15 protein-coding genes are annotated in these 17,590 nt (G+C 37.1%); 1 reads left to right on the top strand and 14 read right to left on the bottom strand.

What is annotated here, in order from left to right:
- Positions 1-36: 36 nt before the first annotated feature.
- Complete coding sequence (locus MKY26_RS02380; protein ID WP_307317891.1) at positions 37-771, bottom strand: hydrolase; 735 nt, start codon at positions 769-771, stop codon at positions 37-39.
- 222 nt (positions 772-993) lie between these two features.
- Between MKY26_RS02380 and MKY26_RS02375 the strand changes: the two genes are divergently transcribed.
- Entirely contained in the window at positions 994-1,185 is a 192-nt protein-coding gene (locus MKY26_RS02375; protein WP_191814879.1) for a YjzD family protein, read from the top strand.
- A gap of 86 nt (positions 1,186-1,271) precedes the next feature.
- Here the strand turns inward: MKY26_RS02375 and clpB are convergent, their stop codons facing one another.
- The 13 genes from clpB to MKY26_RS02310 all read right to left on the bottom strand — a co-directional run bounded on the left by clpB (position 1,272) and on the right by MKY26_RS02310 (position 17,562).
- The gene (gene clpB / locus MKY26_RS02370) at positions 1,272-3,866 is read right to left on the bottom strand and encodes an ATP-dependent chaperone ClpB (protein ID WP_341091970.1); all 2,595 of its coding nucleotides are present in this window, start codon (positions 3,864-3,866) and stop codon (positions 1,272-1,274) included.
- Between the two features lie 109 nt (positions 3,867-3,975).
- Positions 3,976-4,155, bottom strand: coding sequence for a YjzC family protein (locus tag MKY26_RS02365; RefSeq protein ID WP_095369821.1), 180 nt, complete (start codon positions 4,153-4,155; stop codon positions 3,976-3,978).
- A gap of 288 nt (positions 4,156-4,443) precedes the next feature.
- Positions 4,444-5,397 carry an ornithine carbamoyltransferase gene (gene argF, locus MKY26_RS02360; RefSeq protein WP_095369822.1) on the bottom strand — a complete coding sequence of 318 codons (954 nt, stop codon included), beginning with the start codon at positions 5,395-5,397 and terminating at the stop codon, positions 4,444-4,446.
- Positions 5,394-8,486, bottom strand: coding sequence for a carbamoyl phosphate synthase large subunit (locus MKY26_RS02355; protein ID WP_341091967.1), 3,093 nt, complete (start codon positions 8,484-8,486; stop codon positions 5,394-5,396). Before MKY26_RS02355 ends, argF begins: the two co-directional genes overlap by 4 nt.
- Positions 8,479-9,558, bottom strand: coding sequence for a carbamoyl phosphate synthase small subunit (locus MKY26_RS02350; protein ID WP_307317905.1), 1,080 nt, complete (start codon positions 9,556-9,558; stop codon positions 8,479-8,481). The genes MKY26_RS02355 and MKY26_RS02350 overlap by 8 nt, the downstream gene beginning before the upstream one ends.
- Positions 9,559-9,641: 83 nt before the next feature.
- Positions 9,642-10,793, bottom strand: a complete 1,152-nt coding sequence (locus MKY26_RS02345) for an acetylornithine transaminase (RefSeq protein ID WP_341091964.1) — start codon at positions 10,791-10,793, stop codon at positions 9,642-9,644.
- Complete coding sequence (gene argB / locus MKY26_RS02340; RefSeq protein ID WP_341091962.1) at positions 10,793-11,569, bottom strand: acetylglutamate kinase; 777 nt, start codon at positions 11,567-11,569, stop codon at positions 10,793-10,795. Before argB ends, MKY26_RS02345 begins: the two co-directional genes overlap by 1 nt.
- A gap of 13 nt (positions 11,570-11,582) precedes the next feature.
- Positions 11,583-12,812, bottom strand: coding sequence for a bifunctional ornithine acetyltransferase/N-acetylglutamate synthase (argJ, locus tag MKY26_RS02335; RefSeq protein WP_341091955.1), 1,230 nt, complete (start codon positions 12,810-12,812; stop codon positions 11,583-11,585).
- A 16-nt stretch (positions 12,813-12,828) separates the two neighbouring features.
- Positions 12,829-13,860: an N-acetyl-gamma-glutamyl-phosphate reductase gene (argC, locus tag MKY26_RS02330; RefSeq protein ID WP_322909163.1), complete on the bottom strand. Its 1,032-nt coding sequence runs from the start codon at positions 13,858-13,860 to the stop codon at positions 12,829-12,831.
- A 382-nt stretch (positions 13,861-14,242) separates the two neighbouring features.
- Complete coding sequence (gene mobB, locus MKY26_RS02325) at positions 14,243-14,704, bottom strand: molybdopterin-guanine dinucleotide biosynthesis protein B (RefSeq protein ID WP_095369829.1); 462 nt, start codon at positions 14,702-14,704, stop codon at positions 14,243-14,245.
- Positions 14,698-15,963 (bottom strand): molybdopterin molybdotransferase MoeA, encoded by a 1,266-nt coding sequence (locus MKY26_RS02320; protein ID WP_307317918.1) that lies wholly within the window; start codon positions 15,961-15,963, stop codon positions 14,698-14,700. The genes mobB and MKY26_RS02320 overlap by 7 nt, the downstream gene beginning before the upstream one ends.
- A 24-nt stretch (positions 15,964-15,987) precedes the next feature.
- Positions 15,988-17,004, bottom strand: a complete 1,017-nt coding sequence (gene moaA / locus MKY26_RS02315; protein ID WP_328198732.1) for a GTP 3',8-cyclase MoaA — start codon at positions 17,002-17,004, stop codon at positions 15,988-15,990.
- A gap of 246 nt (positions 17,005-17,250) precedes the next feature.
- Positions 17,251-17,562: a metal-sulfur cluster assembly factor gene (locus MKY26_RS02310; protein WP_095369832.1), complete on the bottom strand. Its 312-nt coding sequence runs from the start codon at positions 17,560-17,562 to the stop codon at positions 17,251-17,253.
- Positions 17,563-17,590: the final 28 nt, after the last annotated feature.

Here is a 17,590-nt window from a genome sequence, read left to right as displayed (position 1 = left end):
AACAAAAAAATTGTCTGAGGGATTTTTTCCTCAGACTTATAATATCGTCTCATTTTCGTTGAGAAATCGAATAATATGGTAGCTTAAACTATGCCTTTTCTCTGGTAATAAATAATTGATTGAGACTTGTTGATTGTTTTCTGACCATTTCACTGATAAGTCTTTTAAATGATGAGATTGTTTATATGCACGACTACTTGAGAGGATATGAATGATTTTTACTGGGAGGTCTACTTGAAGGAATTGTTCTTCATTTATTGCGATGGATTCATCTATCTCTTTAATATTACTCACAAGTGCAGCCTCAACTTCTTTCTTTAATTTTTTATAGAAAAATTTATGTTCTTTTTCTTGTTCCAAATGTGTTTTTAATGAAAAGATGGGATTGATAAACGTAATCGACCGTATATTCTCATTCATTTCATTCATTAATGCACCAGCGACAAGTGCGCCCATACCTTCAGCAATAATATGGATTCTTTCATTAATAATTTCATGTCTAATCGTATGGGCATACAATCTTTTTGCCATTTCAATGGCTTTACGACTTCCCCAATTTCGCCCATATAGATTCGAATAAAAGATAGTATAACCATCTCTTCTTAATGCTGATATGAGAGATGATTTCCCTTCATTTTGTGTCCAGAAGCTTTGTTTCTCATCAACAAAATGGCGTTCATCCCCAATGATAAGAATACCGAAACCACTTGGCTTTTCTGGGTAATGAATCATATTCCATTCTGTATGCAGTTGAAAGTTTCGGCTATCCATTTTATTAACCCCTTTACTGTTGTTCATACTAATGTATGATTGTACAGGTAATTTGAATAGGATATTTGCCTAGCTTTTAATGAATTAGTTCAAACGCTTGATTCCAACTGTTATTCACATTTTAGACATAATCCTATAAAAAAAAATCAGTGAATCACGTTTATAATCCAACCATTGTATGATACTATTAAATAGACTGACATACGTATGAGGTGAGTAAAAATGCAATACATTTGGACGTTCATTTGGACATTCTTACTTATGAATATGGTTACTTATGTAGTAAGCAACATGAATGGTGTAAGTTATGATTTACAAACAGCAACCGTCCTTTCGGTTGTAGTAAGTATTCTTCTTTACATTCTTGCTGCTGTCATTCCTGCAGCACCAGAAGAGAAGGAAGGACTACATTAAGAATGGCAACAAAAGTCATCCAATATGGATGACTTTTGTTTTTTTACTTTCGTTAATATATCCAGTTTATGCTATTTTCTACTGGTTCATGATTGTTTTATGATGAGTTTTGTACTGTCACTAGTGATAGCTACATGTGATTTCGCTTGGATATTTCCCGCAATCATTTCTTTTGCTAATACTGTTTCAATTTCTCTTTGCATGTAACGCTTCAATGGTCTTGCACCGTATATGGGATCAAAAGCCGTTTCTGCAATAAAAGCCTTTGCCTTATCATCTATCGTTAAGTTAATTTGTTGATGGGTTAACCTTTGTTGTAGTTCATGGATTAGTTTTTCAACAATTCCTTTCATCTCTTCTTTACCTAAAGGATGAAATAAAATAACCTCATCTACTCTATTTAAAAACTCTGGCCGGAAATGCGATCGTAACATTTCTAATACTTTATTCCGAGTTTCTTCTATTATATTACCCTTCTCTTTCGCTTCATCGCGTTCAAGCAAAATATGAGATCCTATATTTGATGTCATTATGATGACGGTATTCTTAAAATCAATTGTTCGACCTTGAGAATCAGTAACCCTTCCGTCATCCAACATTTGTAAAAGAATATTGAACACTTCAGGATGTGCTTTCTCTATTTCGTCTAGTAATAGGACGGCATACGGATTCCTGCGAACCGCTTCTGTTAATTGTCCACCTTCTTCATACCCAACATACCCTGGTGGTGCACCAACTAGTCTTGATACCGCATGTTTTTCCATATACTCTGACATATCAATTCTAATGATATGTTCCTCACTATCAAATAAAGATTCCGCTAAAGCCTTTGCCAACTCTGTTTTTCCAACTCCTGTAGGACCTAAGAAAATAAAAGAACCAATCGGCCGTTTCGGGTCTTTTATGCCTGCTCTTGCTCTTAAGACCGCATCTGAGACAAGTGTGACGGCATCATTTTGACCGATGACCCTTTTTTGTAGAATCGACTCTAATCGCAATAACTTCTCCCGTTCACTTTCAACTAATTTAGAGACAGGTATACCAGTCCATCTCGATACAATATCAGAAATTTCTTCTTCGGTTACCTCTTCACGTAATAAACGGTTATCATTTTCTTTATTATTTGCCTCTTCTTCTAATTGTTGTAACTCTTTTTCACATGCAGGGATTTTCCCATGTCTTAACTCTGCTGCCTTATTAAGGTCATACTTATTCTCAGCTTCCTCTAGCTCTCTTTTCAAAATTTCTAACTGCTCTCGTTTTGATTGTATCGATTGTATCGCAGCCTTTTCTGTTAACCATTTCGCTCTCATTTCTTTCGCTTGTTCCTTAAAGTTAGTAAGTTCTTCTCTTAGTTTCTCTAACCTACCTTGACTGATTTCATCAGACTCTTTTAGCAGAGCGGCCTCTTCAATTTCAAGCAGCATTACCTTTCTTGTTACTTCGTCAAGCTCCGTAGGCATAGAGTCAATCTCTGTCCGGATCATTGCACATGCCTCATCAATTAAATCAATCGCTTTATCTGGTAAAAAACGATCTGTAATATAACGATCAGATAAAGTAGCTGCTGCAACAATAGCCCTGTCATGAATATTAACCCCATGATGAATTTCAAATCTCTCTTTTAAACCTCTTAAAATAGAGATAGAGTCTTCTACATCAGGTTCTTTTATTAATACTTGTTGAAACCTTCTCTCTAATGCCGGATCTTTTTCAATATACTTTCTATGTTCATCCAATGTTGTTGCGCCAATACAATGTAGCTCACCTCGGGCAAGCATCGGCTTCAACATATTACCAGCGTCCATCGCACCTTCTGTTTTACCAGCTCCAACGATTGTATGTATCTCATCTATAAACAGAAGAATACGACCATCACTCTTTTTAATCTCTGCTAACACTGCTTTTAAGCGTTCCTCAAATTCACCTCTAAATTTAGCACCAGCAATTAACGCACTCATATCTAATGAGAAAATCGTCTTATCTTTCAGTCCCTCTGGTACATCTTTTCTAACAATTCTCTGTGCTAATCCCTCAACAATTGCTGTTTTACCAACACCTGGCTCCCCGATGAGGACAGGATTATTTTTCGTTTTCCTTGAAAGTATGCGAATTACATTACGTATTTCTTGATCTCTGCCAATGACAGGATCTAATTTCCCTGTTTTCACTTCTTCCACTAAATCTCTACCATATTTATGAAGTACTTCATAAGTACCTTCTGGGTTTTGTGATGTCACCTTTTGATTCCCCCTGATCTCTTCAATTGCTTGTTTGATATCCTCCTTTTTCATTAAAAAGAGGTCTGTAACATTCGTCTTTGCCACAATAACTGCCCATAAAACATGTTCAATGGATATATAATTGTCCTGCCATTGCAATCTTAATTCTTCTGCTTTTGACAAGGTTTTTCTTAAATCATTAGTAAGATAAAAAGAATTTAAATCCGCACCACTTCCACTAACCCTGGGTTTTCTTTCTAATAAATGTTGCAATGATTGTTTCACATTTTCAATTGTAAAATCACTTCGTCTTAAAATATTTGTAAAAAGATGATCCTCCTGCAAGAAGGAAAGGAATAAGTGCACCGTATCCACCTCTTGGTGACCTTTATTTGTCGCCATCCTTTTGGCAGTCATTAAACCTTCTTGCAAAGAGGTTGTCATTTGATTAATATCCAATCGCAAGTCACACTCCTGACCTTTTTTGACCTTTGTTTTATTATAAAATTATTTCCTACCATATGTAAAGCCATCCACATTTTGGGATGGCATCTGATCGGTTTCATTATTATGGTTTTCTTTGATAAGTCCATAATCGATTATGGTTTGAGTTTTCAGGAAATCGATCACCCGCACGAAGACTTACCACTTGTGGGTTATTCACATTACTGCCAGTTTCTCCAATTTCAATATATTTACCATTATTCGGCGCTTTCTGCCCTGCTCTAAATTGTCGATTTTGTCCCAAAATGAGCACCTCCTTCAAACTTACACTTTTATTATTTCCGCGAGAAGGAGGAATCATAAAGGAAATTGTAGGTATTGTGTTTTACTCAAATCAGATTGCAAGCCTGGCTTTGGCTCTTTTATTGTTGGGTGTACTTTTTAAATCACTCTTACTCCGCAGCTATCTTTGCCCATTTTTCCTCAATGGAAGAGCTATACCTTTTTGCTCACCTCAAACTGCCTAAATTCTCTTCTAATGATAAAAAGCACGAACCATTCTAGGAACAGAATAATTCATGCTTCAGGAAACTTATAGTAATTCAGTTAATAAGGCTTTTTGTGCGTGAAGGCGATTGCCTGCTTGTTGGAAAACAGCGGAGTGATCACCGTCAATAACAGACGCCGAGACTTCTTCCCCACGGTGTGCGGGCAAACAGTGAAGGAATAAATAATCTTCTTTTGCACAGGCTACTAGTGACTCGTTCACTTGATAATCATGAAAGACTTGTAAACGCATTTCATTTTCTTCTTCTTGACCCATACTCGTCCAGACGTCCGTATAGATGACATCAGCGCCATCAACCGCCTTTTTCACATCGTTTTCGACGAGAATTTTACTACCTGTCACTTCAGCAAATCCTTGTGCTAAAGCAACCACTTTTTCATCTGGTTCGTAGCCTTTCGGACATGCAATCGTCATATGCATGCCAACTTTTGCTGCTGCAATCATTAATGAGTGAGCTACATTATTGCCATCTCCTACATAAACACAACTGATACCTGCTAATTGTCCTTTTACTTCTTTAATCGTTAACAAGTCTGCTAGTGCTTGACAAGGATGATATTGGTCCGTTAACCCATTAATCACTGGAATAGTAGCATGTGTTGCAAGTTCTTCTATAATATCATGAGAAAATGTACGAATCATAATACCATCAACATAATTAGATAATACTTTTGCTGTATCTGCAATCGTTTCTCCTCTACCGATTTGCATATCATTACTATTTAAGTATAGGGCATGACCGCCAAGTTGTAACATACCCGCTTCAAAGGAAACCCTTGTACGTGTAGATGACTTTTCAAAAATCATTCCCAATATTTTGCCCTTCAATGGCTCTTCGGCTTGATGATCCGTTTGCTTCATTTCATATGCCTTTTCGACAAGACCAATGATTTCTTCAGAAGAATAATCAGCTAATGTTAGCATATCCTGTCCTTGTATATCTAACTTTTTACCACATACAGTCGATGTTGTAATCATGATATCGTCACTTCCTTTACATTGTCTTTTTGCCAATCCTCAATTGCTACTGCTTGCCAATCCTTTTCGGTTAAAGCAAGTAAATAGGCCTCAAGCGACTCTAATTCACTAAAAGTGTGTAGTCTGTTTTTAACCGCCCATTCCCGCATACGTTGGTTTTCATCACCAGTGAACGGATTGTAAAGTGCAACAGTTGTTTCATCTAATTCGGCACCTTGAGCATCTAGCAATTTGGTATTTGACTCTTTTGCCAATTTCCTAATTCCATCTGTTAATTCACCACTATACAAAACGGACCGTTCTTTATCTCCATGTAATTGGAACACTTTCTTTAAAGCTTGTGGTAAAGTCGCTGCTAACGCAATTCCTTCCCCAGTTGACTTCATTTCTGGTCCTACTTTAGCATCAAGACCTTTTAGTGCATAGTTAGAGAAAACCGGATATTTGACAGTAACAAATGTTTGCTTCGTATCTTCTGGAAGTTGGTCTTTTTCGAAAAATTGCTTTCCTAATAATACTTTCGTTGCCTCTTGAACCAATGGAATAGCAGTCACTTTACTTACAATTGGCACCGTTCGACTTGCCCTCGGGTTTACTTCAAGTAAGTAAACTTTGTTATCATCAATAATATATTGGATGTTCATTAAACCTTTATATCCAAGCTTTTTAACCATCAATTGTCCATACTTAATCATAAGATTTTGTACTTCTTTCGATAAGCTTTGTGGCGGTAAGACTGACATACTATCACCAGAATGAACCCCGGTCCTTTCAATATGCTCCATAACTGCCGGGATGAGAACATGCTCTCCGTCTGCGGCTAAGTCAAGCTCCGCCTCTTTCGCCTGTAAAAATTGATCTACAAGTACAGGGAATGGAATATCCTTCTTTTTATAAACTTGAAACGCTTCATCATTATAAATGGTTTCCATTCCCATCCCACCGATTACATAAGATGGTCTAATCAATACAGGATAGCCGATTTGGTTTACATATTGTTCGAGTTCAACTTCATTTTCTGCCACGTATCCTTGAATATGTGGGATTTCAAGTTCATCTAATAATTGATAAAATAATTCTCTATCTTCAAGGGTATCAATAGTTTTCGAATCAGTACCGAGTAATTTTACCCCGTAATCCTCTAGCTGATTAGCTAAGTTAAGCGCTGTTTGTCCCCCTACTTGAACAATGACTTCATTCACTTGTTCCGCTTCAATTACATTCATCACGTCTTCAATGATTAATGGTTCAAAATAAAGACGATCTGCTGTCGTAAAATCTGTGCTGACTGTTTCTGGATTATTATTAATCATAATCGTTTCAATACCTTCATCTTTTAAAGCAAAGACACTTTGTACAGAACAATAATCAAATTCAATTCCCTGGCCAATTCGTATCGGACCACTACCAATGATTAAAACTTTTCTTTTATCGCTCGGTATTTGTTCATTTTCTCCAAAATAGCTAGAGTAAAAATAATTGGAAGACGCAGCGAATTCGGCGGCACATGTATCAACCATTTTATAAGATGGGATTATCCCCATTTCTTTTCTTTTATGACGAACAGCTTTTTCATCGACCTGCCACACTGAAGCAAGGTAGGCATCACCAAAGCCCTTTTCTTTGATCAGTTGCATCATTTCTGGCTCAATATTTTCGAGTGAAGCTTGTGCAATCTCTTTTTCTAATGAGATTAAACGTTGGAAAGCTGACAGATAAAAATAATCAATTTTAGTGATGTTTTTTATCTTTTCAGCGCTTACCCCACGTCTCATTAACTCTAATATAATGAAGAATCTTTCATCTGTTTGGCCAGCTAACTCCTTCAGTAATGTCTCTTTTGTATCTTTTTTGATCCGAGGATAGTGAAGATCAAGTCCTTTTCCTTCAAGGGAATGAACCGCTTTGATCAGCGCTCTCTCCAAGTTTCTATCAATCCCCATTACTTCTCCTGTTGCTTTCATTTGCGTGCCTAATTTGCGATCAGCATCAGAGAACTTATCAAACGCCCATTTTGGAAATTTGACAATGCAATAGTCTAGTGCCGGTTCAAAACTAGCAAAAGTATCACCAGTAACTGGGTTAATAATTTCAGAAAGATGATAGCCTACAGCCAACTTTGCTGCCATTCTTGCAATCGGATATCCAGTTGCTTTAGAAGCAAGAGCAGAAGATCGACTAACACGAGGATTCACCTCAATCAGGTAGTAATTTTTACTTTCTGGGTCTAGAGCAAATTGAATATTGCATCCACCAATGATGCCTAACTCAGAAATAATTTTGACAGAAGCACTACGAAGCATTTGGTACTCTACATCGCTTAATGTCTGACTCGGGGCAACAACAATACTATCTCCTGTATGTACACCTACTGGATCAATGTTCTCCATATTACAAATGGTGATACAAGTATTGTTGCTGTCGCGCATCACTTCATATTCTACCTCTTTAAACCCAGCAATACTTCTCTCTACTAGCACTTGCGTAATCGTACTTTCTTTTAGGCCACTCTTAACGAAATGCTTTAATTCATTCATATCTGTTGCAATACCGCCACCTGTTCCACCTAGGGTATAAGCAGGTCGGATAATGATAGGGAAACCAATCTTTTCAGCAAACGCAACCGCTTCTTCCACATGATGAACGATTTCACTTTCTGGAACTGGTTCATTTAGGTCATTCATTAATTGGCGAAATGCTTCCCGGTCTTCACCTTTTTTTATTGCTTCGATACTGCTACCTAAAAGTTTCACCTCATATTTATCTAATACGCCTGCTTCACTTAGTTGAAAGGTTAAATTTAGACCTGTTTGACCACCTAAAGTTCCTAATAAGCCATCTGGTTTTTCTTTTTGAATGATTTTTTCAATACTATTTACTGTTAATGGTTCAAAGTAAATCTTATCTGCAAATGCGTGATCTGACATAATTGTTGCAGGGTTATTATTTACTAATATTACCTTATAGCCTTCTTCTTTAAGCGCCGCGCATGCTTGCGTGCCTGCGTAGTCAAATTCTGCTGCTTGCCCAATCACGATTGGTCCCGATCCGATGACCAGGATAGATTGGATACTGTTGTCTTTAGGCATATGCGATAACGCTCCCTTTCTTCTCTTCAATCGTTTGAATAAATTCTAAAAATAAATAATGCGTATCTGTTGGTCCAGGATTAGCTTCAGGGTGAAATTGTACCGTCTCAATCGGATAAATTTCATGAGTGAGACCCTCAACAGATTGATCATGCAAATTAATGAACCTTGTTTTAAACCCAGTTGTTTCTAAACTTACTGTATCAACAACATAGCTATGGTTTTGTGAAGACATCATGACACGTCCTGTTTTCAGATCACTAATAGGGTGATTCGCCCCTCTGTGTCCAAAAGATAACTTTGTTGTGTTACCCCCAAGTGCAAGTGCTGCTAACTGATGTCCTAAACAAATCCCTAAAGTAGGGTAGCTCGTAATTACTTTTTTAAGTTCAGGTAAGACATTTTGAAGCGTTTTCGGATCTCCAGGACCATTGGACAGTAGGATACCATCAGGATTTAACTTAGCAACTTCATTGAATGTTGTAGAAAATGGCACAGTGGTCACTTTACAATTTTGCTGTAATAAGCTATTAAGTATTGATTTCTTATAGCCAAAATCATAAAGAACAACATGTTTATCACCTTCACCATATGTGTGCATCTGAGGATTAGAAACCAATTCAACCTTTTGATCCTCTTGTTTACTCCATGTTGTTTCTTTTACAGAATGAGTTGACATAGTTGCTGGCATGGAACCAACTGCCCGAATTTTTTTCACAATTGACCTTGTATCCATATGCCCTAGCACAGGAATATTCCATTTATGCAAATACTCCTTCAGTGTATAGGAAGATTGATAATGTGAAGGTTCATTAGTCCCCTCATAAACAATCACTCCAGCTACATGTGGCTTCTTACTCTCAAAGTCTGATTCATTCACGCCATAATTCCCAATTAAAGGATAAGTGAAAACGATAATCTGATCTTTATAGGATGGATCTGTTAGCACTTCTTGATAACCTGTCATTCCTGTAAAGAAAACAATTTCTCCTGCAACCTCATTTTGTGGTGGCGTATTTAGCCATTCCCCTTTATAACAATGACCGCTTTTTAAATGTAGATACCCTTCCATCTTTAACACCTCGTGAACTTCTGTATATTCATTAAACAAAATTAATTTTTATGCATTTTTAGTTTTAAAAATGCAGCCATATTTCAGGCTGTCTGAACTGGAACTATATTCTTTTTTAGTATAGCGACTGCTTGATTGATCTCTTCTACTGTTGCTGTTAACGGTGGTAATAATCTCAAGACATTTTCACCCGCCGATAACGTAAGCAAGCCATCATTTCTTAAGAATTGCAATAAAGATGCTATATTTGTATTCATCTCTATACCAATCATTAATCCTAATGAACGAATAGCAGTTACCTCTTCTATATTGTATAGCGATTTCTTCAACTGTTCAAGTAAATATTCTGCTTTTTCATTCACTTCTGACAAAAAATCCTCATTGAAGACTATCTCCATTGTAGCGATTGCTGAGGCAATACTTAATGGATTTCCTCCAAATGTGGAACCATGACTACCTGGACCAAAGTATTCTTTTAAATTTTCTTTGCCTATGATAGCACCGATTGGTAGCCCACTTCCAAGCCCTTTTGCACAAGTAATTATGTCTGGTTGTAGGTCATAATGTTGAAAGGCAAATGGTTTACCTGTTCTACCAATGCCTGTTTGAATTTCATCAATAATTAGCAATGCTTGGTATTCATGACATAATTGTTGCAATTCTTCTAAAAAGGCAGAATCTGCAAGATGAATACCACCCTCACCTTGAACCACTTCCACCATCACGGCCGCTGTTTCATTATCTATTAATGATTTCACCGACTCGATATCATTAAAAGTAGCATACGAAAATGTTGGCAGCATACTCCCAAACCCTTGTTTTACTTTATCCTGACCTGTTGCACCCATCGTAGCAATAGTTCGACCGTGAAAAGATTTATTAAAAGTTATGATTTTATCTTTACCTGTAGCTTTTTTGGCTAATTTAATTGCCCCTTCATTTGCCTCTGCTCCGCTATTTGCAAAGAATGTATAAGCTAAACCAGATGCATGAGCTAACTTTTCTGCTGCCACTGCTTGTTGTTCTTGTGTAAATAGATTGGATACATGCCAAAACTTATTTAATTGCTTTGTGATCGCTGCTTGGACTGAATCGGGACGATGACCTAAGTTAGTGACACCAATTCCGGAGGTGAAATCTAAATATTCTTTCCCGTTTTTATCTATTAGTTTTGTGCCTTTTGCATCTGCTGGTTCTACTTCCCAGCGAGCATATGTGGGGAATAAATGATTCATTATTGTACCACCTCTACTTGTTTTTTTGTCATTCTTGTCCCTATCCAAGCTTCTCCATTAAAAAAGTTGTGCTTCCCAGAAGCAATCATTACACTAGCAAGGCCTTGTTCTAACACCGCCACTGCAGAGTTTACCTTTGGTATCATCCCGCCCGATATCTCACCACTGTCAATATGCTGTTTTATTTCTTCTGTATCTAAATGCTCTACGAGTTGTTTATCAATTAATACACCTTCAACATCGGTGACGAATATACACATTTCCGCTTCAATTGCTTTTGCTACAGACGCAGCAGCAAAATCTGCATTGATGTTTAACTTCTTGCCACTTTCTGTTGTAGCAATAGGTGTTACAACAGGTATATAGCCTTTATTAAGAATTACTTCTAATAACTCCGCTTTCACTTTGGTAATTTCTCCTACTAACCCAAGCTTTGTTTCATTAATAAAATCAGCTTGTAGGAAACCGTGGTCACTTCCATTTAAACCAACTGCTTTAAAACCATTACTATCAAGCAATGTTGCTAACTTCCTATTGGCTACACCTGATAACACCATTTCAACAATCTTCATAGTCTCTGGCGTTGTTTTTCTTAAACCATTGATAAATTGTGATTCTACCTTGTGTATTTGCAGCATTTTGTTTATTTCAGGACCACCACCGTGAACAAAAATAAGTTGGTAACCATTCTTCTGTAAATGATGTAAACTTTCAAAGAACGCAGGTGATAGCTGATCCATCACGCTTCCCCCACATTTTATTACAATACGCTTCATTGTCTATTCCTCCTTAGGAACGATAACTTGCATTTATTTTCACGTAATCATACGACAAATCGCATCCCCAAGCTTTTGCTAAGCATTCGCCAATATGTAGATCAACGTGAATTTCCACCATTTCACCAAGTAAATATGCCTTCGCTTCTTCTTCAGAAAAGGAAACGGGAGTACTCTCTTTTAACATTTGAATGGGGCCTATAGAAATATCTACATTATTCGGATCAACCTGTACTTGACTTTGCCCTAGCGCACCAATTATTCGTCCCCAATTAGCGTCTGCTCCGTGAATAGCTGTCTTCACTAAATTAGAACCAACAATTTGTTTAGCCGCTTTTTGTGCCTCTTCGTTTGTAATGGCACCCTTGACTATTACTTCAACAAGTTTGGTAGCACCTTCGCCGTCTCTAGCAATTGATTTTGCCAACTCTTCACATGTTTGTTTTAACAACGCTATGAAAATGGGCCAATCTTTATGAGCTGGACTCAATATTCCCGTTTCGCTCATCCCATTTGCCATAACAAGGACCATATCATTTGTAGATGTATCTCCATCTACTGTAATCTGGTTAAATGTCTCGTTTGTGATTTCTTTAAGTGCCATCTGTAGATCACTGGGACTTACCTGCGCATCCGTTGTCACAAAACCAAGCATTGTTGCCATATTAGGGTGGATCATTCCTGACCCTTTTGCTGCACCTGCCATATGAATCGTCCCACCTGCTATTTCAGCTGAGTAGCAAGTCTGCTTATCAATTAAATCAGTTGTTAAAATTGCTGTAGCAAAACTATTAGCATGTTCTTTTGTTGCTTGTGGTTGGATGGATTTTATCCCTTGGTCGATTTTTTCCATATCTAAAAATTCGCCAATGACTCCAGTAGATGCAACTCCGACTAAGTGCTCAGTCAAATTTAATTGCTCTGCAGTCAGCTTTCTCATCTTATAAGCGTCTTCAAGCCCTTGCTTTCCTGTACAAGCATTTGCACAAGCACTATTTACGACAATCGCTTGAAGCTTACCTTTAGCGGCAATACTTTCTTGGGTTACTAATAAAGGAGCTGCTTTAAAGGAACTTGTTGTATAAACACCTGCACTACTCGCTGGTTGTTCACTAACAATCATTCCAAGATCCTTTTTCCCTTTACTAAGCCCTGCATAAATACCATCGGCCTTAAAACCTTTTGGTGTTGTAATAGAGCCATCTTGTATAAATGTAATAAGGCTGTTTTTAGTTGCTTCCATTGTTTGTCGTTCCTCCTTATGGGTATAACGGGGACATTTCCAGCCCTGTCGTTTCTTCCATTCCAAACATTAAATTTGCATTTTGCACAGCCTGACCAGCTGCCCCTTTCATTAAATTATCAATCACAGAGATAATTGTCATTCGGCCTGTGCGCTCATCAACATGTAAACCAATATCACAATAATTAGAACCGGCTACCTCTTTTACTGATGGATAATTACCGACTGGACGAACACGTACAAACGGACTTTGCTGGTAAGTATGCTCGTATAATTCCACTAACTGTTTAGTCGAGTAATTTTCTTTCAGTTTCACATAACTTGTAGCCATTATACCTCTGGTGATTGGTAGTAACTGTGTAGTAAAGGTGATTGCTTCCATTTCCTTATTCCAAACCTTTAATTGTTGTTCAATTTCAGGTGTATGTTGATGTTGATTCACTTTATATGCCGAGAAGTTCTCATTCGCCTCGGCGAAACTCGACGTCCTTGATAGAGAACGACCCGCACCTGAGATGCCTGATTTTGCATCTACGATAATTTGATCTTTTTCTATTAATTGCTCAATAACTACAGGAGCTAAACCTAATAATGTAGCAGTCGGATAACAACCAGGGTTCGAAATCAGGTCAGAAGTTTTCACTTGGTCTCGATTCCACTCAGTTAATCCATATACCGCCTGATTAATCACCTCATCAGAAGTAGGGTCTTTCTTATACCATTGTTTATATTCTGATGCTGGTAATCTTAAATCTCCTGATAAATCTACTATTTTAATATTTTTATTCACAAATTGTGCCGCTAATTCACCCGATACACCAGAGGGGGTTGCTAAAAACACAATATCTGCACTTTCACTAATTTTCTCTGGCTCTATCTTTTGTAATTGATTGTTCATGATTCCGATTAAATGTGGATATTCATCAGAAATGGCTAAATTATCTCTAGTGGAATGTATAGAAGAGATTTCAAATTCGGGGTGGTTTTTTAATATTCTCAATAGTTCTGCCCCACCATATCCTGTAGTACCAATAATTGAAGCTTTCATCATGTCACCCTTTAATTTTGTATATTTATAAATTTTTATTCATATTTATTAAATATTTAACTACTATTATAGAAATTTCTGAAAAGAAATGCAACAGGTTTTTGTAAGTTTTTTTAACAAATTAAATAAAAATTTAGATTTAACACATTTTTCGGACTTTTATTTAAACCCCTACCCGAAGATAAGCCAATTAAACCAAAAATGATTAATTTATTAAAAAAATCTTTTTACTGTTCTTTTTAACCTTAACCTTCTTTCGTTCATCCCCATTTTTCTATACAATTGAATGCATAATAAAATACTCCCCTAGCAGTAAAGCAGGTTTATTTAAAACCTGTCTACCTTTAGGGGAGTATCTTATGTACTAATATCATGTAATTAACTACCGTATAAGTTTATTCACTATTTCCTTTATAACCACTTCATTGCTATCATCTTTTGTCACTATATATTTGATGTTTGACAGTTGCTCAATAAGGTTTTGATCGTTTTCATCCCTCAGTAATAGTACTTTAGGATAGTTTGCTTTTTTATGTCCTTCAATAATAATAACATCTGGATTCATATAAGTTAGTACTTGAATCTGCTCTTCAAGTGTCCAATTAAGCTTTTTTGCTTGCATTAATAGCATGCCTTCACCTTCGACAATGGTGGCAGTTGCTCCTGATACGATATGTCTACTACTATCTTTATTTGAAACTACATCAGGTTCACCGTGGCCATGATGTTTAATCGTTGCAACATTCAAGTCTTTTTCTGCTAGTGCTTGTACAAGTTGAGTGACGAATGTCGTCTTACCACTATTTTGATAACCAACCACTTGCATAATTTTAGGTGTTACCACGGCCAATTGCTACCCACAAAATCTTCAAGCATGAAAACTTCAACAATATCTCCAACACCATAGCCTCTCGTACCACCTGGCAATGCCATAAATGCATTTGCTCTTGCTAAACTCATGACAATATTTGATTTATCAACACCGCTAGGTCGCACCATCAATGATCCATTTGTGACATACACATCGGCTCTAACGAATCTTGTAAATGGATTTGCTTTTGGAAAATCCTGCTGTAAGATTGCTGTTTCTTTTCTTAAATGAGGGGAGCGGCAACCTAACATATAACGAATGATTGGTCTTGCAAATAATTCGAAGCCAACATAACAAGCAGAAGGATTCCCAGAGAGGCCAAATAATAATTTTCCATTTATCTGTGCTACTGTCGTAACACTACCAGGTCTCATTGCGACTTTATTAAACAGAACTTCCGCCTGTAGCTTCTCGTATATCGCAGGGAGATAATCAAAGTCTCCTACAGATACACCACCTGTTGTGATAAGAATGTCTACATCATCAATTGCAGTCGCAATTGCTTCGTAACATGTATCAAATTCATCTGGTAGTTTACCATAATATTTCACATCAGCACCAACGCGCTCGATTTGCGCTATGAGCATCGTACTATTACTATTTCTTATTTTTCCATCCTCTAGTTCTTCTTCCACTTCTAATAATTCCGTTCCAGTTGCAAATAACCCAATAACCGGACCTTTAGCTACAGGTACTTCAGCATAGCCAAATGTCGCTAGAATGGCTTGGATACCAGGATTAATTTTCGTCCCCTTTTCAACGAGTACCTCGCCTTTCTTTGCATCTTCCCCTTGAAAAGAAACATTGTCACCAGCGTTGAAGCTACGCTTAATAGACATATACGATTGGTCCCCATCTTCAAACGATCTCGCTACCTCAAGCATAACGACGCAATCACATGAATCAGGGATTTTTGCCCCCGTCATAATACGTACTGCTTGCATTGGTCCTATTTTCTTTGATGATACGTAGCCTGCTCCAATATGATCAACTACTTCAAAAACGACCTCATTTTGTAAAGAAGCTTCTTTCGTATCTATAGACCTAACTGCAAAGCCATCATATGGGGAGCGATTAAAATGTGGTACATCACTTGTTGCCGTTAAATCTTTTCCTAAATATCTACCATGACTTTCCTTAATTGAGACAAATTCAACGGCGCCGCTTTGTTTATATCTCATTACTTTTTCAACTGCTTCAGCAACCTGAATCGGCTTCCTCTTTTCTAGCATCTGTTTCCATCCCCTAAATAATCTTTATCCGCCAATATAAGACATTTCAAGTTTTTTGCGATTTTTTCTCGTTTCGTCTGTTCTGACATCAGAGTAACGATCATTCCGATGGTTCCATATGTCAGTAACATATCCGACAATATCATCATCAGAGACATTTGAACGAATAAATGATTTAATATCATGTCCTTCACCATTAAATAAACATGTATATAACTGCCCATTAGCAGATAATCTTGAGCGGGTACAACTAGAACAAAAAGATTCAGATACTGAGGTTATAAATCCTACATCTATATCAGTACCAGTGTATCGATACCTTTTAGCAACTTCGCCAAAGTAGTCAGGATCAACAGGCTCAAGATCATAATGTTCATTTAATTGCTGGAAAATTTCTTTCTTTGTCACCACATCATCCATTTTCCAACCGTTTGTATCACCAACATCCATATACTCTATATATCTTAACTGTAGTGAATTTTCTTTACAAAACTTCGCCATTGGTAGGACTTCTTCATCATTTAAGCCTTTTTTCACAACCATATTAATTTTGACACCGAGTCCCGCTTCTTTTGCTGCGTGTATTCCCTTTATCACCGGACCTGTCCCAACATTGCGTCCATTAATTTCACCGAACAATTCATCTTTCAGACTATCTAAGCTAATATTCACCCGTTTTAACCCAGCGGCTTTTAATTGAGTAGCAAATTTAGGTAATAATACGCCATTAGTTGTTAAGCCGATATCCTCTAAGCCTTCAATTTGAGATAGTTTCTCCACTAATAAAGGCAATTCTCTCCGTAGTAAGGGTTCTCCACCCGTTAACCTAATTTTTTCTACACCTAAACCAACAAAAATCCGTGCTAATCTTTCAATTTCTTCGTAAGATAACAATTCATTCTTAGGTAGAAAAACAAAATCTGGTCCGAAAATTTCTGCTGGCATACAATATTGGCATCTAAAATTGCAACGGTCAATTACTGATATACGTAAATCTCGTAATGGCCGATTGAGTGAATCCTTAATATGAGTTTGTTTCATGTAAATCAACTCCGTCTTATCGATCACGTCGATAACTTTTTCTATAAATAAAATGTAAAATGATTTTATTCCAATATAACATGAAATCTTCTATTGGCATATGCCAATTAGAGTACTAAATATCGTTCGCTTCTCTACTTTAAGCTTTATCCCTGTACCTAAGGCAAAGGAGCGCTATTTTATTTCTATATTTTTTCATACAAAAAAACAGCAAGCAATGCTTTGCTGTTTTTTCTTACACCTTAATTAATCACGAACGCCTAATGCAATCTTTGCATATCTAGACATTTTATCTTTTGTCCATGGCGGACTCCATACAATATTGACTTCCGTGCTTTTTACTTCAGGGATATCAGCAAGCGCTGTTTTCACTTGATCAACAATTGTGCCAGCTAAAGGACAACCCATGGAAGTTAAAGTCATTTCAACTTCCGTATTTCCTTCATCATCCATAGTAACATCATAGACGAGTCCTAAATTAACGATATCTACTCCTAATTCAGGGTCAACAACAAGTTCAAGTGCGCCCATAATGCTTTCTTTTAAATCTTTGTCCATCGAACACAACTCCTCATATCATATGTTA

The sequence above is a fragment of the Cytobacillus sp. FSL R7-0680 genome (assembly GCF_038009245.1).
In the GTDB taxonomy this organism is placed as follows: domain Bacteria; phylum Bacillota; class Bacilli; order Bacillales; family Cytobacillaceae; genus Cytobacillus; species Cytobacillus kochii.
The sequence above is the reverse complement of the archived record's forward strand: the minus strand, read 5'-3'. Positions and strand labels throughout refer to the sequence as shown.